A 23,664-nucleotide genomic window follows, 5' to 3' on the forward strand; every position below is an offset into this window, starting at 1 on the left:
ACAAAAAGCCGTTTAGTGAGTTGTTCATGGGGACAAAAGATACTGGGTGCCAAATTGACACCCAGTTAAATCTTAATTTTTTTTAGTGGACACGTGTGGTTCGCGAACCGCCCCTACCAACGATGCTACATTCAAATTTGATAAATTCTGAAACAAAAAATCAGCAAAACCTCCGAAAAAACAAAACAAAAACCTTGATTCATACATTGATTATTCGTATCTTAGAGAAATAAACCCATTCATATTATGAAACAAACAACCTTCGAAATACGAGCCTACGGAGTAGGTGAGCTGGCCGAGCTTTACAGCCCTCATATGAGTCACAGAGGAGCGATTATGCAACTTTGGCGGTGGATCAATTATCATGGCGTACTGAAAGCGAAACTGCTTGAACTGGGCTTCCGTCCCGGCATACGAAGCTTTACGCCCCGCCAGGTAGAATGTATTGTCGAGCATCTGGGAGAGCCTTGAAGAAAAAGATAAGTGCCGCAGCTGTTTTTACCGGCTGCCGCACCCATTTCCGGTGGCTGCCGCAGTAAAATAAAATAGCTGCGGCAGCCAATCTGTCCGGGGGCGGATGGGGGCAGCAAAAAGAGGGTTTTAAAAACTTTATAATAAGATGTTCCTTGTTCCTTCTACGATCAGATCGTAGAAGGAACAAGGAACACACTATACAGAAGTTTCCCAAAAAGCCTTTTTGCCGCCCCCATCCGCCCCCGATCCTTAAAACGGGAGTGTTGGCTCAGGAGGTTCCGCTTCGTTATCATCCTCTCCGTCAGGCCGTTCCTCTCCATCTACCGGATCATACCCGAATCCCTTACGGCGGGCTTCTATCTGGTCATTCGTCAGTTCAATGACGGCAAAAAGACGCTTCCCATGTCTCTTTTGCGACTCAAAACCGGCACCTTTTAACACTTTTCCCAGTTGATTTACGCTCATTGTGGTCACGGAATAGCGTGTTCGTTCCGCTATTTTAGACATGATTTCGCTGGTGGAGAGTAAAATATACACCTCGAAACGCACCGGTTTGCGAAAATACGTGAAAAGCAATTCCGCTTCGGGACTCGATTGCTGGAAAGGTTCGTTGTTCTCGTTTATCTCCGTAATATCCTGGTCGGCAAACCAATAACGGAACCCCTGTTTATAAAGCGCCAGCGCCTGAGCATAAATGGCGGTATGATCTATCCCGGAGGTATAATCGATGCGGAGCGTTTCAAAACAAAGGAAACGGCGCGAACCGGTACGGTCGGTCAGTATCTGGCTGTCGTTCACCGTGGCGGCAAACGAAGCACGGCGCACGAACGTCTCCGCATTGCGGGCATACGGGCGGCGTTCAAGGATAGAGTCTTTCGTGATCAACGCCTTCAACTGGTTCAACTCCACGCGGCTCTGTCCCGACAACTCATCGAGGATGATCAGGAAACAATCGCTCATCAGCAACGACGAGTCTTTTGCCGTAGGATCGAGATTGCCCGAATAGACATAGTTTCTAAATGCGGGAGGCACCAGGTTACGCAACCAGGTAGTCTTGCCCAATCCCTGCGCTCCGCTCAGCAACAAGACCGTATGGTTTGCCTTCTGCTCGTTGATGGCACAGGCCACAACGGCCACCAGCCATTTCTTCAGGCACTTCCCCCAATATTCAGGGCAGGTGGTGTCGACAGTGCCGGCCAGCTGCCCGATAGCGTCTGTCTTCCCGTCCCAGGCTGGCAGGTTTTCGAAGTAAGACCGGAATGGATTGTATTCAGGACTGAAATCGGAATGGATCACCGAACGCAGGTCAGACACACGACAAAACACATCCGCCTTCTGCAAGGCACACCAGACAGAGTTTTCCCAATAATCGGTGACAGGCTGATAAGCATCGTGCTTCGTCAGGCTCCGATACTCCACTATACGCCGGACGATATTGCGGCGAAGCTTGAAACTTTTGTTTAGAAACTCCTGTATCTGAACGACAAAACTATCCCCACGATGCGAGCGAAGCGCCGTCTTCCCGGCACCATGTTCCTCCGTATGCATATAAGCGCTATCGACAGCTTGCAGGCACTCTTCGGCCGGCAGGTCGGTAAAGGTTTTACAGGCATACTTCACAACTTCTTCTTTGGCCACTCCCAAACGGTTGCAGTTGGCGGCAAAGAGATGGACGTAATTGTTGCGGTTGCCCTCGGCATAAGTAAACTTACGAGTAGTCTGTTTACGGGCGGAAGAAATCAGCTGCATGACATCTTTTCCGATAACGGCTTCTATCGGCGGCAGATCGCCGGGCAAAGTGCCCTCCCCTCTCAGCCAGGGTTCGAAACCGGGGGAGAGATAAAGTTGCGGATCGTACGAAACAATGCAGAGACGCCCGGCATCGCTTCCCGAAGTATCGGCTTTAGTACCCAGCAGGCGTTGATACCAGTCTTTCACCCGCTTGTAGATAGCCGGATGACTCTGAGGCACCAGTTCAAGTCCGACCACCGGGTAGACAATGACTTTGATGCCATGCCCGCGCGGACTGATCCAGCAGGCCACCGTATAGACAGCCTCACGCACCAGAGCGAGCAGGTGGGGTAAATCCTCTTTTTTCAAGTCATCAAAATCGAGGATAATCAATGGATTGTAGGCAGTCATATATTCTACAAGGCGTTGCCCGCGATAGGTCGCGGAAATTGTTATAGCCGGCAATGCTTTTTTCAGCATATCGGCCGCTTCGAGATCACCCTTGTCCATACAGGCACGGATACGGTTAATAGACGTGGCATATTTGCCATTCCGGATATCAGAAAGGACGTCTATCAGGTTGACGTCGCCCATACAGGTTTTAAACCGGGCAAACACAGTTACTTTTATCATAACAGTTCGTTTAAAATTGAGGTTTTCATTACTGCTTTCAAGATCGGCAATTCTTTACAGAGGGGCCCGTTATTTTCTCTTTTATTATGATAAACACGGGCCCTGTAAATTCAAGCGCTTATCCGGGGAGATCGTCATCCCGGTGATTGTCGAGATATTCCTGTACGACATTCGTCAGTCTGCCCAACGCCAGGTAATCTTTCTCCGGATCATAGCGTATATGAAAGACCGAGTCGAGCGAACGGAGGAAGGGTTGCACATCGTGCCGTCCGTTCACCGTCCATTTGCGGCTCATCACCAAAGGGCCGATCAGTTCCACGAAATCGGCCGTCAGTCCGTTGAAGACGATAGGTTCTTCCGCTATCATATCTTCTTCCCAAACGGCATGTTCCAGCAGGTGTGCCAGTTTGTTACATTGTTTTTTCACTTCCCGAAGTTCGCCTTCGAGCAGCTCGCAGCGGAGCCTCAATTCTTGTGCCGCCTCTGTCAGAAGGCCGGCTTCCAGTTTTTTTTCATTTGGATTGTTTTTATTATTAGTGATTGACTGGGTGTTGGTTCAGAGTTTATCAAATTTGAACTATTTGTGTCTCTTTAATGGGGCAAAGCCCCATGCCGCAGGCTCTCTTTTGCCGTCAGTTTCAACTGACGGATAGATAATCTTTCGGTTTTACCGGATTCCTCTGTGGGTTTCAACCCCTTTCCGGATATTATATTATGAAAGGGGATAAATCCCACAGAAGAAGAGGCTTTGCCTCTTGTATTTAAAACCGTTGGTTGAAACCAACGGCAAAAGAGAGCCTGCGGCACGAGGCGAGCCTCGTTGAAAGTCGATACGGTCTGTCCCTTTGCGATCCCGTGTCAAGCACGGGAACGGGATAGTTCAATTATTTCTAACAACGAAGCCCCGGAGGAAATCCCCCGGGGCTTGTTTTTGTCTGCCTTCGCTCTTCACAGAGATCGAACAGAAGAACTTTATTTCATTACTTTAGTATTAATACTGACCACTTGTTCGCCCTCACGGGGTAATTATCATTGCCCGAAGACAAGACACGCAGTCAAAATCTATTGATTATAAATAGTTTCTTATTTTACGATTGCTTTAACAGCAGCTTCGCCTTCTACAGCTACAAATACTACACCTGCAGGAACAGAGATAGTAGCTTCGCTTGAAGTGATCACTGTATTAGCTACTGCCTGACCAAGTACGTTGTTGATAACAACTTTCTTGCCCTGTGCACCCTTAACGATTACAGCACCGTCAGTTGCTACTACGCTGATTGCAGAAGTGCCGATAGTTTCGTTCTCTGTCGGAGTTGTAGCATTTTCAAAGTCAAATGTGAACGGAGTAGCCTGGTTGATACCTTCGTTGATTGCATCATCAGAACCTTCATGATTACCGTTCTTGTTTGCTTTCTGAGCTAATACGGCAACACCGTCTTCTTCTTTCAACCAAGCAGCTGTTTCACCCTTGAATGCACCATAACCTGTTGCAGCTGTTTCGATATAGAACTGAACATCTTTAACATCTACATCTTCAGAACCTTCAACTTCGTTTTTAAAGTCTACTCTTCTCAAAGCAAATGCAGCTTTGTTAGCATCGTCAGCCTTAGTTACATCAATTACAGCCAGGAATGCTTCGTTATCCTTGAAATATTTCGGATTGATATATTTGTGACCATCCTGTTCGATAGCGATAACAGTCTTGCTGCCTTTCTTTTCCCATGCTTTCAAACCTAATGTATAGTCAGATTTCAGGATATACAACTTATCTCCTTTATGGATTGCTTCTACAAATGCCAAACGAGTTTTGTTGTTATGTTTGAAGATGCTGGCATTCTGGAGCTTATTGATGTTTTCATACAGGTCTACTGAATCCTGCAAGTTGATCATGAAACGACCAGCCAGGTAACCATCATAAGATTCTTCGTGTCCGCAAGAAGGATTCAATCCGTGAGGAGCTTCGATATTACCGTCTTTACAGAATGTGTAAGCAGGTACGCTATCCGGATCAACAACAAACATATACAACGGTCTGTAATCATCTTTCTTTGCAAGGTCGATATATACAGACGGAGCTTCCGGAGTTACATTCTTCGGCTGAACACCTACGAAATTCATACCTTTACCTGCCGAGTAAACAGAACCAGCATCTTCATACAAGAATGCCTGATACGGTTCTTTCTGGATATTAACAGGAACATAAACCCGATTCTCTGCCAACTGTACATAGATATGACTCTTAACCGGTTTGATATCGAAGATTGTAGTAGTTGTTGTACCCATTGATGTACACAGATCATCCACTTTCATTTCATTGCTGATCGGTTGACGACGCAATACCTGCAGAGCTTCACCTTTTGCATTTGTAAGGATCATTGCATAATAATGAGCGCCATTTGCATGTGCATCTTCTTTGAATGCAAACCAAGCCATTGTCAAAGAAGGATCGCTTGTAATATCTTCTTCGTATTTAGCTACAAACTTATGATTCTGATCCAATGCGATATACTTGTAATCGTTATCGATCTGGTTAGCATCTTTAATCTTCAATCTGTAGATAGTCTTCGTCCAACCGTTTGCCGTAACAGATGTTGCGTTATCCAACTGGAATTCCAATTGTTCTTTAGCAATTGTCAATGTGTCATTTACATCTGCTGTCAGGAACATTTCATTGTTCAAACCATCGATCAGGTTGAATACGTAAGTTGTATCGGTAACTTGTTTGCCGCTCAGGTCCAGATAACCTCTTGTAGCATCTTTCACGTCATCGAAATAGATTGTATCGCCACAGTTCAGGAAGTTATAAGCTGCACCATGCTGGCTCAGACCTTCCAGATAATTTACATTAGCATCTTTTGTGTGATCGATAAAGTAATATTTACCGGCAACAACTTTACCTTCAGCATCTTTCACATTATAAAGCTGACCTTCGAATGCTACATTAGCAAATTCGCGGTTAGTAATTCTTACGCGCGGAGTTTCATTGTCCTGAGGAGCAGTTCTGTTATCACATCCCAGTTGTTTAACCACCCACTGAGTTGCAGGCATATGATTGAAGTCCTGTTCGTTTTCTTTTACATCATAATACATATGTCCGGCAAAATCAGAAACGATATATGAACCGTCTACTCTCTTTTCACCCTGGCTGGCAGCTTTTGTTGTAGACAAACGAACAAAGTAATAATCAACTCCCTCTTTCTTATCCTTTGTAGCACGAGCCAAATAAGAATAATCGTGATCGAAACCGATACGGATCAGCATATCAGCCTGCTTATTAGTTACATAAGCCTTACCATTTCCTTTTGAATTAATAGCCAGACCTGCACTAGCAAATGCACCTCCCTGATAAGTACGGGCACGACCTACTGTAGGAACGACAGAACCGTCAGACAAATAAGCGATTGTGATTGCAACCGGTTCGTTTTCGGCTTTCTTTACACCTGTATTATCTGCAGCAGTCATAGCACCTGTACCACGGGCTTTACCTTCGTTTACAGAGTTATAGAACTGCTTAGTTGTAGCACTTGCCAATGATGTTGCAGTCCATGCAGTACCTGCCTGGTATTCAGCTACAGACATAGAAGAAGCATTCCACGGTTCGATAACCAAGCTGTCCTGAGTCGGGAAATAAGTGAACTTAAAGATAGAACGTGCATTATATGCAGTCAGTTTTGTATAATCAGGAGCCGGAGCATTCACCAATTTCAGGTTGGGGCTCTTTTCCGGATTCAACATGTCTGCTTCATAAGCTTCTGTAGAAACCATCAATACGGAATCAGGTTCAGTAGTTGAAGCCTTCTTTACTCTTAATGCAATATTGAATCCTGCATAGTCGGAGATGCTAACATTTCCTTCCAGTCCGGAATAATCGTGTTCTTCTGCAACATATCCTTTTTCTCTTACGAAATAATCATAAGTAGCAGCAAGTTCCACTTCATTTGTCGTACCTGATTTGAATACATCAAAGATTGCCTTATTCCAATTATCTCCGGCAACACTATTACCATATTCCCAAGATCCATCAGCATCGATCATGCTATTGATGTCATTAGCAGAAAGCACTTTAGCACCAGCTACAACCGGTGTCAAAGCAATTACATTCTGGTCTGCCATGTTTACACCAGCATCTGCATCTGAATATTCAACAGCAACAACGTCACCAGATGCATTCTGAGCTAAAGCAATTACTTTTTTAGAATTCGTATCATGTACAAAAGCCCATAATTTCTGTGCATCAAATGTACCAGTTGTTTTTTCTGCGATATTATACCAAGTCCATCTGTCGATACAACCGTCTACTAATGTTTTCTCTACAGCACCTGAGATCTTTGAATCAGCAGTAAGAGTTCCACCTGCAACAGCATTCTCATGATCAAATGTCAGAGGATAGCCTGTTTCTTTATTGATGAATCTGAAGTTAACACCGTTAGAAGCATCTTCCTGCACATCGATTTTCCACAATGAAGAGGTTAATTTTGCACCTAACTCATTTGTTTCATTGATGTCTACTACCTTTAAATACAATTTACCGGTTGTATAATCTCTAGTCTGCACAAGAACCTTCGGAGTTCTGATATACGCATTTTCGCCATCTGCATCAGTCTCTGCATTTTCATTTACCACCAATTGGTAGTACTTGTTTGAATCAAATTTATTGATTTTAGTAACAGCAATCTGATCCAATCTTGCTGCAGTTACATCTTGAGTGCGAAACGGTACTTCCCAATCACTCTTGTTCGCATGCTGAGCACTTGCGACAGTAATTGATCCTACCAATAACGCTCCCGTCATCAAAGTAGAAAACTTTTTGTTCATAATCTTTCGTTTAATATTAATAATAGTGTTATTTAAAAAGTCTTTTAACCTCAGATCAGGAACGCCTCTAAGAGCAGATGACTAGAGAAAACGTTCCTTTTTTCTAGTCATTATTTCTTGCCCATTTTGTCTTTGTGGTCAAAAGGATGATTTTCGTACTAGTTTTGCTATTCTGTTGATAAGAAAGGATATAGGAAAGGAAAAAATATTTTGAAAAAGATTGGAGGATTAAAAGAATATAGTAACTTTGCTGGCGAGAAAAAAGGAACCTTAAAATTAGTCATTCTCATTTTACACCACATCCTTTATTATTCAACAGATCATAAGCTATTTTTTATTACCATTATACATATAAATATGTACCCACGCGCGTTTCATAATAGACTGTGTTTCAAGATCTACTTTTTCAGCTTTTTGCCGAGAATTGTTAAAAGATAGGATTTAGCCTGTTTTAGGAGGGAATAAGCGGGGGATTTTCATTCAGAAAAAAGACTATAGTATAGAACAAATACATCAAGTTATAACACAACCACGTTAAAGTACCTAGCAGCCTCATTCAACAAGTATTTATGTTAAATTACTATGTTGTAGAACATATTTCCTACAAAGCTGTTATCTTTGCAGTGTCTATTTAAACAGCAAAGAGATATGCTAAAACAAGCATTTTACATTCTGTTCTTCTATTTTACCGGAGAGTTTATCAGCTCCTTTATCGACGGTTTCATTCCGGGAAGCGTGATCGGTATGATATTGTTATTCCTGGCATTGGTCTTTAAGCTGGTAAAGCCTGCCAACGTAAAAAAACTATCCACGATCCTCACTGAAAACATGGGACTGTTCTTCCTTCCCGCAGGCGTCGGGCTTATGACGTCGCTGGGAGTCATATCACAATATTGGGCAGTTATTCTTACTGCATCCGTGGTCAGTACGATCCTGGTAATAGCGAGTGTCGCACTTATCCAGCAAAAACTCGGCAAGGAGGTCGGAAGCAATGAATAACCTCGCGCAATCGGAAGTATTTTCACTCACACTGGTGATCGGTACTTATATGGCGGCATTGGCTTTGTATAAGAAAACCCGTATCAGCCTGCTGCACCCGCTGTTGACATCCATCCTCGTTATTATTGCCGTACTGAAAATGATGGGAATCGAATATGAGTCTTTTCAGCGGGGAAGCCATCTGATCCATTTCTTGCTGGGGCCATCGGTTGTCGCATTGGGATTTGTCTTATACGAACAGATGCAATACCTGAAGGGAAATGTGATCTCTATCCTCACCTCCGTATTCGTCGGAGCCATTATCGGCATCGTGAGCGTGATCGTGATCGGCGACCTGATGGGAGCCGACCAGGCATTGATCGCCACCCTCCAACCGAAATCCGTAACGACTCCTATCGCTATGGGTATTGCCGAAAAGGCCGGAGGAATGCCTTCGCTAACAGCCGTTATCGTTGTAGCAGTAGGTATATTCGGCAGTATTGTCGGCCCGTTCGTGATGAAAGTATTAGGTATTGAAAGCCGGATCGCCAAAGGGCTGGCATTGGGCGCATCATCACATGGACTGGGAACTTCCGTTGCCATACAGATCGGAGCTGTCGAAGGAGCACTGAGCGGACTGGCTATCGGCCTGATGGGAATTATGACCGCCATTCTGGTTCCGGTAATCAGTTTTATCATTTCCCTGTTTTAGGATAATACCTTCTTCTGTGCCTTCTGAAATCATATCAGACTGATTTGCAACCTATTTCTGAATAAAAACATAGGCATATATTGGTACTTTAAGAGGAAAACACTACTTTTGTACCCGAAAATGACCGAAGACAATTCAAAAAAACATTATAAATAAAAACATTCATATGATTAATTCACAAGACATTAAAAAAGGGACTTGTATACGTTTGGACGGTAAACTCTATTTCTGTGTTGACTTCCTCCACGTAAAACCGGGAAAAGGTAACACAATTATGCGTACTACATTGAAGGATGTAGTAAAAGGAGGCCAGATCGAACGCCGCTTCAATATCGGTGAAAAACTGGAAGATGTACGTGTAGAACGTCGTCCTTACCAATATACTTATGCAGAAGGCGAACATTACCACTTCATGAACCAGGAAACATTCGATGACGTAATCATCGACAAAGACTTGATTAACGGAGTAGATTTCATGATCGAAGGTCAGATTGTGGAAGTTGTTTCCGATGCATCTACAGATACTGTTCTTTTTGCTGACATGCCTACCAAAGTACAGTTGAAAGTAACTTATACAGAACCGGGTGTAAAAGGCGATACCGCTACAAACACATTGAAACCGGCTACCGTGGAATCAGGTGCAGAAGTTCGTGTTCCGTTATTCATCAATGAAGGCGAAATCATCGAAATCAACACAACAGACGGTTCTTACGTAGGACGTATCCGTGAATAATATTTATATATTGTAAGGGCGGTTTATGGACTGCCCTTCTATTTTTTCTTATCCAAAACATATCGCTATGAAAATAAAAGAATGGGCAGCAGAAGACCGCCCGCGCGAAAAAATGTTACTCAAAGGTGTCGCCTCTCTCAGTGATGCCGAACTTTTAGCCATCCTCATCAGTTCGGGTAACAGCAATGAAACTGCCGTACAGCTATCGCAGCGTATCCTCAACACGGCAGACAATAATCTGAATGCATTGGCTAAACTGACAATCCGGGAACTGATCTCCGGATTCAAAGGTATCGGTGAAGCGAAAGCGATCACAATATGTGCTGCACTCGAGCTCGGCAAACGCCGCAACCTGTCCGATCCTGTCCTGCGCCAGTCGATCCGAAGCAGCCACGACGCCTACTCTTTGTTTCACCCCTTGCTCTGCGATTTACCTCACGAAGAATTATGGATTGCCCTGACAAACCGGGCCGGAAAAGTGATCGGCAAAACCCGGATCAGCCAGGGAGGAACGGCCGAAACCTCCGCCGACCTGCGCATCATACTGAAAACGGCTATCAACGCACTGGCCGCCGGTATTATTCTCTGCCATAATCATCCTTCGGGAAACACTCACCCGAGTTCGCAGGATGACTCCCTGACCAAACGCCTGCATAAGGCCGCCGAATTACTTGAAATAAACTTATTAGACCATATCATCCTTGCCGACGGCAGCTACTTCAGTTATGCAGACGAAGGAAGACTTTGAGGAATTGAAAATTAAGAATTAAAAATTGAAAATTAGTGTTTGATATGAGAAGGGTGAACAAGAAGGACTTACAGAGTGTTTTCTTATAAATTTTCAATTTTCAATTTTCAATTCTCAATTATTTAGTAAGTTTGCATTCAAATTAAAAGAAGATGAACAACGAATTCCTCCAAACAGAAGAAGCGATTGTCGCCATGCTGAAAACGGTATATGATCCGGAAATACCGGTCAACGTATTCGATCTCGGCCTGATTTACAAAGTAGATATAGACGACGAAAAGAACGTCCGCATAGATATGACCCTGACGGCTCCGAATTGCCCGGCCGCCGATTTTATTCTGGAAGATGTCCGCATGAAAGTGGAATCGGTAGATGGTGTGAACAACGTGGAAGTCAACCTCGTATTCGAACCGGAATGGGATAAGGATATGATGTCGGAAGAAGCGAAACTTGAACTAGGTTTCCTATGAATACATCCCGGAAGAAAATATATTTTGCCTCGGACGCCCATCTGGGCGCCCGTTTTCATAAAGACCCGCTGGCCGTTGAGAAAAAGTTGGTGCGTTGGCTCGACAGCATCAAAGACGAAGCTATGGCAATCTATTTTCTGGGAGATATGTTCGACTACTGGTACGAATATAAATATGTAGTACCCAAAGGATTTACCCGTTTCCTCGGTAAGCTGGCCGAATTATCGGACAGCGGCATCGAAATCCATATTTTTATCGGCAACCACGACATATGGATGTTCGATTACCTGCCCAATGAAATCGGTGCAGTGATCCATCGGGACGTATTGACGACCGATCTGCTGGGCAAGCGTTTCTTTCTCGGCCATGGCGACGAGGTGGACTACCGCAGCAAAGCCTTCCGCTTTATCCGTGCCCTTTTCCGTAACAAATTCTGCCAGTGGCTTTATGCCGGCATTCATCCTCGCTGGACTTTCGGTTTTGCCCTAGGCTGGTCACTGAACAGTCGTAAAAGCGGCCTGGAAAAAGAAGATGCATTAAAATATAAAGGTGAAGCATCAGAATATCTCGTCCTTTTCGCCAAAGACTATCTGAAAACGCATCCGGATATTAATTTCTTTATCTTCGGCCACCGCCACATCATGCTCGACCTGATGCTTTCGCGTACCTCCCGCTTGCTGATCGCCGGCGACTGGATGACACTCTTTTCTTATATCGTATGGGACGGGGAGAACCTGTTCCTTGAACAGTTTGAGTTAATTGAAAATTAATACGAAAATCTCCCTAATTTTCAATTTTCAATTCCTAATTTTCAATTAAAAAAACTGCCCCAACCGGTGTCAGAGCAGTCTAAACACTAATCCTGTGTTTTGTAAGCTGTGAGGATTAGTTATTATTAACCGGATGCAAGTTACACAGTTTTCTCTAATTATAGACAAAAACAAGAGGATTATTTTTCCGAGGTCTTACCTGATAAAATAAAATCGCGTATCAACCCAATGATTACCAAGAAATAAAAAATAGTCATCGGTACTCCCAGATAATAGATCAATGTCTCGTTGAGCGAAGTACAAAGTGCATAAGAAAAGAAAGAGACAATAGGGATCCCCACTGCATAATAGAATTTCCGGGGGAAATACAACATATAAACAACGGCCAGCAAATCACCCGCATACATATATCGTTCATGCATTCCAGGCAAAATAAAAGGAAAAACCACAGCCGAAAGCAATGCCAACCGAATCAAATACTCGTTCGTCAAATTAACCGGACGTTTCCAGGCCAGATATCCACCCCCTATTAACGCGAACAAAAAAGTAAACAGTATTCCTATCCATTTTACCGGTTCGTAGTAATCATTGCTGATCCACATATAAATATTGGGAAACTGTAAAGAAAGTTCCTCATAATGCGATGACTGTTTTATAAACACAGACAACAAATCCATCAACGGCCGACCGGCTATATAAGAAGGAAGAACCGATACCAGATAAACAGCAGGAATCAACAAAAAATAATACCATTTAATCCTGTTCCTCAGTAACAAAACAAAGAAAAAAGGAAAGAGAAGTACAGCCTGTAATTTAAAGGAAAAAGAAATCCCCAGAAACAAAACGGAAAGAAGCGAGCGCTTCTTCATCACAAAATAAATACTCCCCAACAGGAAAGAGACATAAATAGAGTCGCATTGAGCCCAGTAAGAACTATTAATCAGGACTGTCGGAAGAAGCGGCACCACGGCAAACGCACACCATCTCACCCAATTTTCCTTATATTTCTGATAAGCAATCGCCCCCACAAACCAGGCTGCCACATATTCAAAGAAAATAGACAATAGTTTAATCCCCATCAAAGGAGCTACCCCAAGCTTGGCTATCAGTAATAAAAAATACAGATAAGCCGGTGTGTAATTAGCAAACGGATAACGGAAAGCCTCAAAATAACCGTTCGACTTGATAAATTCCACCCACGGCAGAAGGAAAAAAGTATAATCCCCCGGTTGAGGGTAAAAAGGAAGCATACATAATTTTACTACTATGCCGAACAAAATCAACAAAGCCAGAAACTTTTTGTTTCTGAAAAGAGAAAACAAAAAAGAGATAATTTTCTGCATAATAGTAGTCTTTAATGAAAAGACCGGAGAAAAGCTTTTACACCCTTCCTCGGTCTTTATCAATTACCAATATTTATTTACCTAATATATCCATTGTATCGGAAGCAATCATATACTCTTCGTCAGTCGGCACAACGATAATTGTCACCTTACTGTCCGGAGTGCTGATCACCATTTCTTCACCACGCATACCGTCGTTCTTTTCAACGTCGATCTTCATGCCCATGAATTCCATGTTTTCACATACCGCACGACGAGTAGCCCACTGGTTTTCACCTACGCCGCCAGTCCATACCAGAATATCGCAACCGCCCATAGCAGCAGCATAAGCTCCGATATATTTCTTGATACGGTAGTTATAGATGTTCAAAGCCAGGATAGCACGCTTATCGCCTTCGGCAACAGCAGCCTCGATCTCACGCATATCGGAAGAGATACCGGAAAGTCCCTGCACACCGCTCTGTTTGTTGATCAGGTCGGACAAACCTTTCGCATCCAGCTTTTCCTTATCCATGATGAATGTAAGTGCACCGGCATCCACATCACCACAACGGGTTCCCATCAGCAAACCTTCTACCGGAGTCAGTCCCATAGAAGTATCTATACTCTTACCGTTTTTAACAGCAGCGATAGAACCACCGTTACCTACGTGAGCCGTAATGATACGCTGTTCTTCGTAAGGAACACCCAGGATATCGCAAGCACGTTTTGATACATAACGATGACTGGTTCCGTGGAAGCCATAACGACGGATACTATATTTCTTATACAGAGAATAAGGCAGACCGTACATATAAGCATAATCCGGCATTGTCTGATGGAAAGCAGTGTCGAACACACCCACCTGACGGATTCCCGGGATCAATGCGCTCATGGCACGGATACCTTTCAGGTTTGGCGGGTTATGAAGCGGTGCCAGGTCAATGCACTCAACCATTTTACCGATCACTTCCGGAGTAATTTCCACACTTCCGCTGAATGCTTCACCACCGTGTACCACACGATGACCTACAGCATCAATCTCGTTATACGACTTGATACAGCCGTATTTTTCATCTGTCAGAACGCTCAGGATGAACTCAATAGCTGCGTTGTGTTCAGGTAACTCCTTGTCCAGAATCACTTTCTTACCATCCGGCTGAGTGAATTTCAGGAAAGAACCCGGCAAACCCAGTTTCTCTACGCCGCCCTGTGCCAGTACTTCGTGTGTGTCCATATTGAACAGTTTGTACTTAACAGACGAGCTTCCGCAATTTAATACTAATATCTTCATATCTTTCTTGTTGTGTCTTTTTATTTTTTAGCAGCTTTTAAGCCGATAGACTGATTGCTGGCGATAGCAACCATTTTATAAATATCATCTACTGAACAACCACGTGACAGGTCGTTAACAGGAGCAGCCATACCCTGAAGGATCGGGCCTACAGCTTCTGCGTCACCCAGACGCTGAACCAGTTTATAAGCAATATTACCTACTTCCAGTGTCGGGAATACCAGTACGTTAGCCTTTCCTGCCACTTCGCTGCCCGGAGCCTTCAATGAAGCAACCGATTCTACCAAAGCTGCATCCGACTGCAATTCGCCGTCGATCTTCAGTTCCGGAGCCATTTCTTTTGCCAGACGGGTAGCCTCAACTACTTTGTCTACCATTTCGTGAGAAGCACTGCCTTTTGTCGAGAAGCTCAACATTGCCACACGCGGTTCAACACCAACGATATCGCGGGCTGTTGCAGCTGTTGCTACAGCGATACTTGCCAGTTCCGGAGCAGTAGGATTCGGCATTACGGCACAGTCGGCAAAAACCAAAAGACCTTCTTTACCGTATTCCGGTTTCTTTGTAAACATAAGGAATGCACCTGATACGCAACTCATGCCCGGAGCAGTCTTGATGATTTGCAAAGCAGGACGAAGCACATTGCCTGTCGTATTCTGCGCACCGGCAATTTCACCGTCGGCATCACCGGCCTTGATCATCAGGCAGGCAAGGAACAAAGGATCTTCTACCATAACGGCTGCCTTTTCAGGAGTCATGCCTTTTTTCTGGCGCAATTGGAAAAGCAGATCGGCGTAAGCGGCTTTCTTTTCATGATTTTTGGGGTCAACAATAGTAGCCTGTCCGATGTGGTTCAGACCGTAGTTTGCTGCCAGAGAAGAAATCTCGGCAGGATTTCCGATCAAAATGATGTCAGCAACTCCATCGGCCAATAAACGGTCGGCGGCTTTTAATGTTCTTTCTTCTGTTCCTTCGGGAAGAACAATGCGCTGCTTGTCAGCTTTAGCGCGTGCAATAATCTCTTGCATTAAATCCATAGCGGAAGATATTTTTATAGAATTTAGTAATTGCTACTGTTTGCGGATACAAAAGTAGACAAAATGCAACATAGAGTTTGCAAAAAGTGCAAAAGAATTGCATCCCGACCTGCCACTTTCAGAACATTTAACAGTAATTCACTACTTCACGCTCTCCTGAAAGGATTTGCTGGAGTTCTTCGGCTGAGATATTGATTGCCAACTTGCCGTTATGAGCCACAGATATCTTGCCGCGTTCTTCCGATACGATAATAATCAAAGCATCCGTATCCAGCGACATTCCCAGTGCCGAACGGTGGCGCAAACCCAGGTCTTTCGGCAGATTGGCGTTCTGCGCAACCGGCAGGATACAGCCGGCAGCCTTGATCCTTCCGTCCGCTATGATCATGGCACCATCATGCAAAGGACTGTTTTTGAAGAAGATATTTTCTATCAGACGGGCATTCACATCAGCATTGAACATTTCGCCGGTATGTTCATAAACCGACAGGTCCACATCCTGTTGGATAACGATCAGGGCACCGGTCTTTTTACGCGCCATATTCATACAGGCCAGAACCACCGGAGCGACAAACTTACCTTCACTCTCCTTATCCGCTCCTCTTTTTGAAAACAGTTTCCCCAGAAACTTCCAGCCGCGGTGCGAACCGAGGGCCAGCAGGAAGCGCCTGATTTCATCCTGAAACAATATAACCAGCACGACAAAACCGACACTGATAAACTTATCCAGTATGGCGCCCATCAAACGCATTTCCAACACCTGCGAAACCAGGATCCATACAACAATAAACGAAACGACCCCGCTAAAGATAGCCAGCGTGCCCGAACTTTTCATCAGTTTGTATGTCTGATAAAGGAAGAAGGCTACCAGCAGTACATCGATCAGGTCTTTTATTCCGAAATGCATCCACATAATTTAATTGAAAATTGAAAATTGAGAATTGAAAATTACGGATGAACGTGATCTTCGACTTTCAATTTGGTTATTATTTTAACCGCTTCTACAGCAGCTTTCACATCATGAACGCGAAGAATATCGGCTCCGTTTATCAGTGCCAGCGTATTCAGCACCGTAGTTCCGTTCAGGCTATCGGCAGGTGTTCCTCCCAGGAAACGGTAGATCATACTTTTGCGGGATATACCGACTAAAAGGGGAAGATCGAACACGCCGAACTCCTGTAAACGATTCATCAAAAGGTAATTCTGATCGACCGTTTTACTGAAACCGAACCCCGGGTCAAGGATAATATCGTTTACCCCCAGCAAACGAAGTTCACGTACTTTCGATGCGAAATACAGCATGATCTCTTCCATCATATCCATATAACCGGTATGCTGCTGCATTGTCTGGGGAGTTCCGCGCATATGCATCATAATATAAGGGACATTCAGCCCGGCAACAGTACCGAACATAGCCGGGTCCAATTCGCCGCCCGATATATCGTTTATGATGGCAACACCATAATCCTCCACACATTTACGGGCCACATCAGCACGAAATGTATCGACCGATACGACAGCCTCCGGATAATGTGCGTTCAATATCTTTAAAGCAAAAGCCAGCCGTTCCATCTCTTCTTCCGGCGAAACCTCCTCTGCATCGGGACGGGACGAATATCCGCCGATATCAATGATCTGACCGCCTTCCGACAATATAGCCTGTATGCGTTCTTCAATATCTGCTTCCGTTTGTTTACGGCTTCCGGCATAAAAAGAATCAGGGGTAACATTCAGAATCCCCATCACTACCGGAGTAGAGAGCGACATGAGTGTTCCCTTAATATTGAGCGTTTTATCTGACATTCCAATTTTATATTTCCAGCAAAGATACACGATTCTCACTTAAATCTTCCCTCTTCATTCCTCATTCTTCATTTAATTACTACTTTTGCTCTCCAATAATCAGCAAACGAAAGAAAGCTATGAGTATTTCAGAACTGTATGAATTATTTATACACCATCCGAAAATAACGACAGACAGTCGCAATTGTCCGCGTGGTTCCATCTTTTTCGCCCTGAAAGGGGAAAAATTTGACGGAAACCAATATGCAGAAAAGGCACTGGCTACAGGTTGCTCTTATGCCGTGATCGATAATCCGGACTATGTCACAGGCGAACGTACCATCCTGGTCGACAATGTATTGACGGCCTTACAGCAATTGGCACACCGCCATCGTAAAGCATTAGGTATTCCCATTATCGGTATTACCGGGACAAATGGGAAAACAACCACCAAAGAATTACTGGCGGCCGTATTATCCACCAAGTTCAACCTGCTTTATACCGAAGGCAACCTGAACAATCATATCGGTGTCCCCCTGACCTTGCTTCGACTAACACACGATCATGAGATGGCTGTTATCGAAATGGGCGCCAGTCATCCGGGAGACATCAAGGAGCTGGCGGAGATCGTTTTGCCGAACTACGGTATCATTACTAACGTCGGACGCGCCCATCTGGAAGGTTTCGGTTCCTTTGAAGGTGTCGTAAAAACAAAAGGGGAATTGTACGACTATATCCGCCGCACAAAGGGAAAGATATTTATAAAGAAAGAAAATAAAGACCTGCAGGGGATAGCTAAAGGGATCGAACAAATCACTTACGGGGCAGACGATACTTCGTTCGCTTCAGGTCATGTGATCAGCTGTAACCCGTTCCTCACTTTCGATTGGAAACAACAGGGAAAAATTCATACTGTAGATACACACCTGATCGGGGCATATAATCTGGATAATGTACTTGCCGCCGTCGCCATAGGTCGTTACTTTAAAATTCCGGCAGAACGCATCAGCCGTGCCATTGCCGCTTACGAGCCGACAAACAACCGGTCGCAGCTAAAAGAAACAGCAAGCAACACCTTGCTGATCGATGCTTACAACGCAAACCCCAGCAGCATGAAAGTTGCGTTAGAGAACTTTACAGCCATGCCGGTATTCCCTAAAGCCGTCATTTTGGGTGACATGCGTGAACTGGGGCCGGCTAGCGACGAATTGCATGCCGAAGCGATAGAAGAAATCAAAGCCGGAAAATTCGATAAAGTATTCCTTTGCGGAGAACATTTCCAAAAAGCAGGCAAAGACTTTGCCACCTATGCCACAACAGAGGAATTGATCGACGCATTAAAAGCCAACCCGTTAAAAGGATACCATATCCTGATCAAAGGTTCACACGGGATGGCATTGGAAAAGACAATAGAAGTTCTATAATAACTTTCTGTCCTGTTCGCTTGCCGACAATTGTCGGCAGGCCTGCTCACAATTATCGACAAGTTTGCTCATAATTGTCGACAAGCCTGTCCATAATTATCGGCAGCCAATATGATCAAGTAGTTCCTTCCTCCTGATTATCCATAAACAATACCTTCTTCAGTTTCTGATACAGGAAAGACAATACGAGCAGGATGACTCCCAGCATGATAAATACAATGATCTTACCAACCGTCGGCAGTAACCACAGATCGACAATGACCAGCTTCAAGAGGACAAGACCGAAAACAACCAGACTGATCATACGCAATATTTTCAGATGTAAACGCATCCCCAACGCCATCAGGATAAATCCGGCAATGCTTAAAGAAATGGACAGTGCCGCACTCGATTCATTCTGCAAACCGGTCAGATATAACATATTATTAACCGCTACCGCCAACAGGACCGTTGAGATAACCGCAATAAACGAAGTCATCTTGTCCGAACTCTTCCGTCTGAAATCAAATGAAGCGTAATACCATTTGGCAAACAAAGACAGATGAGCGATCAAAACCACCAACACACCCCATTGTAACAAATACAAAGAAGTATAACCCGAACCATTCGCCTTTGCAGACAACCAAAGAAAGAAACCTGCGGAAAGTCCCGCCAATATAGCATAAACAGTCGCACAACGTTCTATCGGAAACCGCTTTCTCATACCGGCCAGCACTAAAAACAATGTCAAACTGCTGAAAGCCAGACTGGAACAGTCAGACAACGATTCAAAAATAATATTCCTATGAAAATCTACAATAAACGACAGATATACGATACCGCAACCGGCAAACAAAGCGATCACACTGAAAGGTATATATTTCAGATTCGCAGCCTGCCGGAACAATTCTTTTTCACGTTCCATCAACCAGGAAAATACCCCAAAAGCCAGACCGGCAAAAAGACCGGTCATAAACGTTCCGTTCATCAGCAAAGATTCAGTCATACCAGCTACCAGCACATCTTCGATATCCATCAGGAAAGATATGATCGTCAGAAAAACAAGAATGATAGTAAAGTATTCATAAACGGGAAAACGGAACTTTATAAATATCCATAGCAAAACAACCATCTCCGTTGCCCAAAGCAACGTAATAAACGTTCCATCCAGCTGGATCGGTATGGTAATGGAGACAAATGCCAGCGCCATCCCGATCAGTGCCGTAAACAGGAAACCGGCATCCGATTGCCTGCTGCGTATCACAAAAGCAATACAGGCATTCACCAGTGCAATAAATAAAGTAACCGCCCCTTTCAGGTTATAAGCAAGTTGCAAATCTTTCAGATACCACAGCGCAAAATAAAGAAAAAAGAAATTATTCAAAACCACAACGATCATCAACGGCTGATTCACCTTCCTGTTATCCGTACGCAGTACCGAAACAACCGGTAACAGGAAAATCAGATAATATAAGGTAGAGAAAAGCAACATATGAACCAATTGCGTACTCCGGGCAATATCCAGATCGGCCACCAGTGAATAACCGAGCATGATCACATAGGTCGCCACAAAACAGATCAGCGGCAGTTCGCCCCACTTCTTATACAACGACAATCCGAACATTCCCATATTCAGAATCGTCATATAAGTGAACAGCACCAGATAATTCCCCATCCCGTCACTCACCAGGAAAGGGGCAATAAAACCACCGATCAGCGCAATAACCGCCAACTCCCTCCGGTCATACAATACAGAGAGAAGCGACATAAAGACCGTCAGTACCACCAATATGATAAAAGCAGCCGTCTGACTGAACAATCCATAATAATGATAAGCTATCCCCACCGTTACATAGAAGATAGCAAATGCGCCACCTGCCAGCAGGGAGCTGAACGTACGATATGTATTTTTAAGCCTTTGGGATAAAAACAGTAACCCTCCGCCAACTACAAACCCGAGTACTGTACGAAACAGTTCATTGATCCAGTTCTTGTCGATCGCATATTTGACAAACAACCCCATACCGACTACCAGCACCAGGATACCGATCTTCCCAAACAGATTCTCTCCGATATATTTCTCATAATTGACTTTTTTCTTTTCTTCGACAAGTCCGAATGGCTTGATCTTCGGTTTAGGGACAACCTTTTTATCTCCAATGCCGACAGACGGAACGGTCTCTTCAGGTTTACTTTCAACCGGCTTTTCTACAACAGGAGTCACTTCCGCCGCTTTTTCCACTGATTTCTCTACCAGCCTTTCCGCGATCTCTTCGCCCACTTTCCCAACAACCTCCTCAACCTGCTTTTCATCGGACGATGTTGTTACCGCCTGCTGTCTCCTGAGTTCTTCCAACTGAGTCTCGATATACTTTCGCAAACTATACAGATCTTTCCGCAGAGAATCCATATGAGTATTCATCTTACTTATGTGCGAATAGAGGCTGATCCATACAACGACGATCAGTATGACAAGCAGTGTTTCCATAATCTTAATTTAATGAACGCAACTAAGATACGGATTAATTTAAATTACAGGCTATCCATAATCCTTCTTTGTTTCTCAAAAAACAAAATACGCTGTTGTTCACCACTGACCGATATCATGGTAGAGGCTTTCAGCAATGACTGAAGCCAGTTACGGACAATCTCATACGCCTTTTCATCCTGCGAAACAACCGTATTCAAAATAAATGCCCGAATAATGCTGATCCGGTAATTTTGCGAATCCAGATAACTGTAACTGGCATCAAAATTAATATTCGAGATATAGAACGAAACCGGATTACCAGTCTCGCTATACATACCATGGGTTGCCAGTAGTTCCATATTATCCAGGAAACGGAATAAATCCTGTTTTAAAAGACGGATATTTTCAGTATCAATCAGTTGAATACTACGACAATACAATATATCATTCACGATATATTGGAAAATCAGAGGGTCCCAGATGTAAGTAGTTTTTCCGATATGCTTCGATTCTGCGGCGGTAACCCGCTGCACTTCCAGTAATTTCGCCGAAGGTTCTATATCTCTGAAATGAACCGCTTTATCCGAATGACCGTACTGGTTATACCATTTACAGAGATAAAAACGGGTTATATAATCGTAATCAAGCAAGAAAGTAGCAGGAAGTACATTCATACACTCCACCCCGCAGGAAGACGGATCGGTGCCAGCTTCCCGCAACCGTTCGTTATACATTTCCCACATTTTAAAATCATCCTCTATCGGTTCTACATACTCCACCAGACTCAGCTGATAAGGACGACTCTTTGCCGCACATCCTCCGACCAGATTATCCAACGAGACCCCAAACTTATTGCAGATTGCAGCTATCTCTGCAAAAGAAAAAGCCACATCGCCCCTCATACGGCGGTACACAGCTTCTCTTTCTATACACAGTAAATCAACCAAAGCATTGGTCAGGGTCGCTTTATGTGGCATTTTCTCTCTGATCGCGCTGATTAACTTTTCGTAAATCAGGTCTTTACTCATAATAACAATTTTAATGATTGCCAGTAGACAAAAATAATAAAAATAAAGAACCATTCCTACCAATACTCATTTTTGACTACTTTTGTACATTTATAAACAATATAATAATATGCACGATCTTTGTTGTATAGGTCATATCACACTGGATAAAATTGTGACTCCTAAAAATACAGTACACATGGCGGGAGGAACCGCTTTTTACTTCTCCCATGCAATCAAACATTTCAACGACATCGATTATTCGTTGATCACGGCTTTAGCCGAATCGGAGATGAAAGAGGTTGATAAGTTACGGTCGGAAGGAATCGATGTGGCGGTTATGCCCAGCAAACATTCCGTTTATTTCGAGAACATCTACGGAGAGAACCAGGATAACCGCACGCAGCGGGTTCTGGCGAAAGCAGACCCGTTCACAGTCGATTATCTGAAAGATATACAGGCCAAGATCATTCATCTGGGAAGCCTCCTGGCTGACGATTTCTCACTGGATGTCGTGAAATACATGGCAGGAAAAGGACTTGTATCCGCCGACTCTCAGGGTTATCTCCGCGAAGTCCGTGATAAAAAAGTCTACGCTGTCGACTGGACAGAAAAGGAAGAAGCATTAAAATATATCCATTTCCTGAAAGCGAACGAACATGAAATGGAAGTGCTCACAGGCCACGACGATGTTGTCGATGCCGCATTGAAAATGTATGAATGGGGAGTAAAAGAAGTACTGATCACTCTGGGTAGCCTGGGCTCTGTTATATACGATGGAAAGACATTCCATAAAATACCGGCCTACAAACCCAGAGAAGTGGTTGATGCCACCGGCTGTGGCGACACTTATATGACCGGTTACCTGTATCAGCGTGCCAAAGGTGCTTCCATAGATGAAGCCGGCCGTTTTGCCGCCGCCATGTCCACCATCAAGATCGAAGCATCCGGCCCTTTCAGCGGAAGCAAAGAAGATGTCATCCATTGCATGGAGACGGCGGAACAGAGGTTTCCGGAAATTTAGAAATAATTGAGCTATCTGCAAATTATAGGATGAGCCAATTAGTGACGGTGCCTTCAGGCTGTAAGCCTGTAACAAACTAGCCCAGGGTTCTAACCCTGGGTCCCCTTGAATCCTTCTCTTTCTGAGCACCCTGTAGGGTAGGGTGTTCAGTAAAGTGTTCTCAAAAACGCATTTTAGCATGGCAAAGTATAGACTTCCTCTAACGGAAAATAGGGCAAGTATTGTCTAATATGTTCACCGTAAAACTTGTTTTATCGGTTG

Annotated in this window: 19 protein-coding genes; 9 read left to right on the forward strand and 10 right to left on the reverse strand. The window is 44.0% G+C overall.

Going from position 1 to position 23,664, the window contains the following annotated elements:
- Nucleotides 1-246 precede the first annotated feature (246 nt).
- Nucleotides 247-471, forward strand: coding sequence for a DUF4248 domain-containing protein (locus tag NBH14_RS27330; RefSeq protein WP_009859970.1), 225 nt, complete (start codon nucleotides 247-249; stop codon nucleotides 469-471).
- A gap of 252 nt (nucleotides 472-723) precedes the next feature.
- Here the strand turns inward: NBH14_RS27330 and NBH14_RS27335 are convergent, their stop codons facing one another.
- From NBH14_RS27335 to NBH14_RS27345, 3 genes are all read right to left on the reverse strand, one after another.
- Nucleotides 724-2,838, reverse strand: coding sequence for a VapE domain-containing protein (locus NBH14_RS27335; protein ID WP_186961933.1), 2,115 nt, complete (start codon nucleotides 2,836-2,838; stop codon nucleotides 724-726).
- Between the two features lie 118 nt (nucleotides 2,839-2,956).
- The gene (locus NBH14_RS27340) at nucleotides 2,957-3,265 is read right to left on the reverse strand and encodes a hypothetical protein (protein WP_250817932.1); all 309 of its coding nucleotides are present in this window, start codon (nucleotides 3,263-3,265) and stop codon (nucleotides 2,957-2,959) included.
- 656 nt (nucleotides 3,266-3,921) lie between these two features.
- Nucleotides 3,922-7,653 carry a DUF6383 domain-containing protein gene (locus NBH14_RS27345; RefSeq protein WP_186961932.1) on the reverse strand — a complete coding sequence of 1,244 codons (3,732 nt, stop codon included), beginning with the start codon at nucleotides 7,651-7,653 and terminating at the stop codon, nucleotides 3,922-3,924.
- Between the two features lie 648 nt (nucleotides 7,654-8,301).
- On the opposite strand from NBH14_RS27345, the gene NBH14_RS27350 reads away from it, so the two are divergent.
- The 6 genes from NBH14_RS27350 (at nucleotide 8,302) to NBH14_RS27375 (ending at nucleotide 12,064) form a co-directional block, all read left to right on the forward strand.
- Nucleotides 8,302-8,652 carry a CidA/LrgA family protein gene (locus NBH14_RS27350; RefSeq protein ID WP_009859976.1) on the forward strand — a complete coding sequence of 117 codons (351 nt, stop codon included), beginning with the start codon at nucleotides 8,302-8,304 and terminating at the stop codon, nucleotides 8,650-8,652.
- Nucleotides 8,645-9,343, forward strand: coding sequence for an LrgB family protein (locus NBH14_RS27355; protein WP_009859977.1), 699 nt, complete (start codon nucleotides 8,645-8,647; stop codon nucleotides 9,341-9,343). The genes NBH14_RS27350 and NBH14_RS27355 overlap by 8 nt, the downstream gene beginning before the upstream one ends.
- 166 nt (nucleotides 9,344-9,509) lie before the next feature.
- Nucleotides 9,510-10,076 carry an elongation factor P gene (gene efp, locus NBH14_RS27360; RefSeq protein ID WP_009859978.1) on the forward strand — a complete coding sequence of 189 codons (567 nt, stop codon included), beginning with the start codon at nucleotides 9,510-9,512 and terminating at the stop codon, nucleotides 10,074-10,076.
- A 67-nt stretch (nucleotides 10,077-10,143) separates the two neighbouring features.
- The gene (radC, locus tag NBH14_RS27365; protein ID WP_186961931.1) at nucleotides 10,144-10,824 is read left to right on the forward strand and encodes a RadC family protein; all 681 of its coding nucleotides are present in this window, start codon (nucleotides 10,144-10,146) and stop codon (nucleotides 10,822-10,824) included.
- A gap of 152 nt (nucleotides 10,825-10,976) precedes the next feature.
- Complete coding sequence (locus NBH14_RS27370; RefSeq protein WP_009859980.1) at nucleotides 10,977-11,294, forward strand: SUF system Fe-S cluster assembly protein; 318 nt, start codon at nucleotides 10,977-10,979, stop codon at nucleotides 11,292-11,294.
- On the forward strand, nucleotides 11,291-12,064 hold the full coding sequence (locus NBH14_RS27375; protein ID WP_186961930.1) for a UDP-2,3-diacylglucosamine diphosphatase: 774 nt from the start codon (nucleotides 11,291-11,293) through the stop codon (nucleotides 12,062-12,064). Before NBH14_RS27370 ends, NBH14_RS27375 begins: the two co-directional genes overlap by 4 nt.
- Nucleotides 12,065-12,243: 179 nt before the next feature.
- Here the strand turns inward: NBH14_RS27375 and NBH14_RS27380 are convergent, their stop codons facing one another.
- The 5 genes from NBH14_RS27380 to folP all read right to left on the reverse strand — a co-directional run bounded on the left by NBH14_RS27380 (nucleotide 12,244) and on the right by folP (nucleotide 17,520).
- Nucleotides 12,244-13,407, reverse strand: coding sequence for a putative hexosyltransferase (locus NBH14_RS27380; RefSeq protein ID WP_186961929.1), 1,164 nt, complete (start codon nucleotides 13,405-13,407; stop codon nucleotides 12,244-12,246).
- A 73-nt stretch (nucleotides 13,408-13,480) separates the two neighbouring features.
- On the reverse strand, nucleotides 13,481-14,680 hold the full coding sequence (locus NBH14_RS27385) for an acetate/propionate family kinase (RefSeq protein ID WP_186961928.1): 1,200 nt from the start codon (nucleotides 14,678-14,680) through the stop codon (nucleotides 13,481-13,483).
- A 20-nt stretch (nucleotides 14,681-14,700) separates the two neighbouring features.
- The gene (gene pta, locus NBH14_RS27390) at nucleotides 14,701-15,717 is read right to left on the reverse strand and encodes a phosphate acetyltransferase (RefSeq protein ID WP_009859984.1); all 1,017 of its coding nucleotides are present in this window, start codon (nucleotides 15,715-15,717) and stop codon (nucleotides 14,701-14,703) included.
- A gap of 127 nt (nucleotides 15,718-15,844) precedes the next feature.
- Nucleotides 15,845-16,630: a diadenylate cyclase CdaA gene (gene cdaA / locus NBH14_RS27395; RefSeq protein ID WP_044215084.1), complete on the reverse strand. Its 786-nt coding sequence runs from the start codon at nucleotides 16,628-16,630 to the stop codon at nucleotides 15,845-15,847.
- A 35-nt stretch (nucleotides 16,631-16,665) separates the two neighbouring features.
- Complete coding sequence (gene folP / locus NBH14_RS27400; RefSeq protein WP_186961927.1) at nucleotides 16,666-17,520, reverse strand: dihydropteroate synthase; 855 nt, start codon at nucleotides 17,518-17,520, stop codon at nucleotides 16,666-16,668.
- Nucleotides 17,521-17,639: 119 nt separating this feature from the next.
- Between folP and NBH14_RS27405 the strand changes: the two genes are divergently transcribed.
- Nucleotides 17,640-18,923, forward strand: a complete 1,284-nt coding sequence (locus NBH14_RS27405) for a UDP-N-acetylmuramoyl-tripeptide--D-alanyl-D-alanine ligase (RefSeq protein ID WP_186961926.1) — start codon at nucleotides 17,640-17,642, stop codon at nucleotides 18,921-18,923.
- A 115-nt stretch (nucleotides 18,924-19,038) separates the two neighbouring features.
- Here NBH14_RS27405 and NBH14_RS27410 read toward each other — a convergent pair whose 3' ends face one another.
- Nucleotides 19,039-21,390 (reverse strand): DUF2339 domain-containing protein, encoded by a 2,352-nt coding sequence (locus NBH14_RS27410; protein ID WP_186961925.1) that lies wholly within the window; start codon nucleotides 21,388-21,390, stop codon nucleotides 19,039-19,041.
- Nucleotides 21,391-21,434: 44 nt separating this feature from the next.
- On the reverse strand, nucleotides 21,435-22,400 hold the full coding sequence (locus NBH14_RS27415) for a helix-turn-helix domain-containing protein (protein WP_250817935.1): 966 nt from the start codon (nucleotides 22,398-22,400) through the stop codon (nucleotides 21,435-21,437).
- A 109-nt stretch (nucleotides 22,401-22,509) separates the two neighbouring features.
- Here NBH14_RS27415 and NBH14_RS27420 point away from each other — a divergent pair, with 109 nt between their 5' ends.
- Nucleotides 22,510-23,403, forward strand: a complete 894-nt coding sequence (locus NBH14_RS27420) for a PfkB family carbohydrate kinase (protein ID WP_186961923.1) — start codon at nucleotides 22,510-22,512, stop codon at nucleotides 23,401-23,403.
- Nucleotides 23,404-23,664 lie beyond the last annotated feature (261 nt).

Source organism: Parabacteroides caecihominis (genome assembly GCF_023656785.1).
Taxonomy (GTDB): Bacteria; Bacteroidota; Bacteroidia; order Bacteroidales; family Tannerellaceae; genus Parabacteroides; species Parabacteroides segnis.

Coding starts and splice junctions, on each gene's coding strand:
- NBH14_RS27385 (WP_186961928.1), bottom strand. CDS start 14,680: ATGAAGATATTAGTATTAAATTGCGGAAGCTCGTCTGTTAAGTACAAA.
- NBH14_RS27380 (WP_186961929.1), bottom strand. CDS start 13,407: ATGCAGAAAATTATCTCTTTTTTGTTTTCTCTTTTCAGAAACAAAAAG.
- cdaA (WP_044215084.1), bottom strand. CDS start 16,630: ATGTGGATGCATTTCGGAATAAAAGACCTGATCGATGTACTGCTGGTA.
- radC (WP_186961931.1), top strand. CDS start 10,144: ATGAAAATAAAAGAATGGGCAGCAGAAGACCGCCCGCGCGAAAAAATG.
- NBH14_RS27405 (WP_186961926.1), top strand. CDS start 17,640: ATGAGTATTTCAGAACTGTATGAATTATTTATACACCATCCGAAAATA.
- folP (WP_186961927.1), bottom strand. CDS start 17,520: ATGTCAGATAAAACGCTCAATATTAAGGGAACACTCATGTCGCTCTCT.
- pta (WP_009859984.1), bottom strand. CDS start 15,717: ATGGATTTAATGCAAGAGATTATTGCACGCGCTAAAGCTGACAAGCAG.
- NBH14_RS27330 (WP_009859970.1), top strand. CDS start 247: ATGAAACAAACAACCTTCGAAATACGAGCCTACGGAGTAGGTGAGCTG.
- NBH14_RS27410 (WP_186961925.1), bottom strand. CDS start 21,390: ATGGAAACACTGCTTGTCATACTGATCGTCGTTGTATGGATCAGCCTC.
- NBH14_RS27415 (WP_250817935.1), bottom strand. CDS start 22,400: ATGAGTAAAGACCTGATTTACGAAAAGTTAATCAGCGCGATCAGAGAG.
- NBH14_RS27370 (WP_009859980.1), top strand. CDS start 10,977: ATGAACAACGAATTCCTCCAAACAGAAGAAGCGATTGTCGCCATGCTG.
- NBH14_RS27345 (WP_186961932.1), bottom strand. CDS start 7,653: ATGAACAAAAAGTTTTCTACTTTGATGACGGGAGCGTTATTGGTAGGA.
- NBH14_RS27355 (WP_009859977.1), top strand. CDS start 8,645: ATGAATAACCTCGCGCAATCGGAAGTATTTTCACTCACACTGGTGATC.
- NBH14_RS27420 (WP_186961923.1), top strand. CDS start 22,510: ATGCACGATCTTTGTTGTATAGGTCATATCACACTGGATAAAATTGTG.
- efp (WP_009859978.1), top strand. CDS start 9,510: ATGATTAATTCACAAGACATTAAAAAAGGGACTTGTATACGTTTGGAC.
- NBH14_RS27350 (WP_009859976.1), top strand. CDS start 8,302: ATGCTAAAACAAGCATTTTACATTCTGTTCTTCTATTTTACCGGAGAG.
- NBH14_RS27335 (WP_186961933.1), bottom strand. CDS start 2,838: ATGATAAAAGTAACTGTGTTTGCCCGGTTTAAAACCTGTATGGGCGAC.
- NBH14_RS27375 (WP_186961930.1), top strand. CDS start 11,291: ATGAATACATCCCGGAAGAAAATATATTTTGCCTCGGACGCCCATCTG.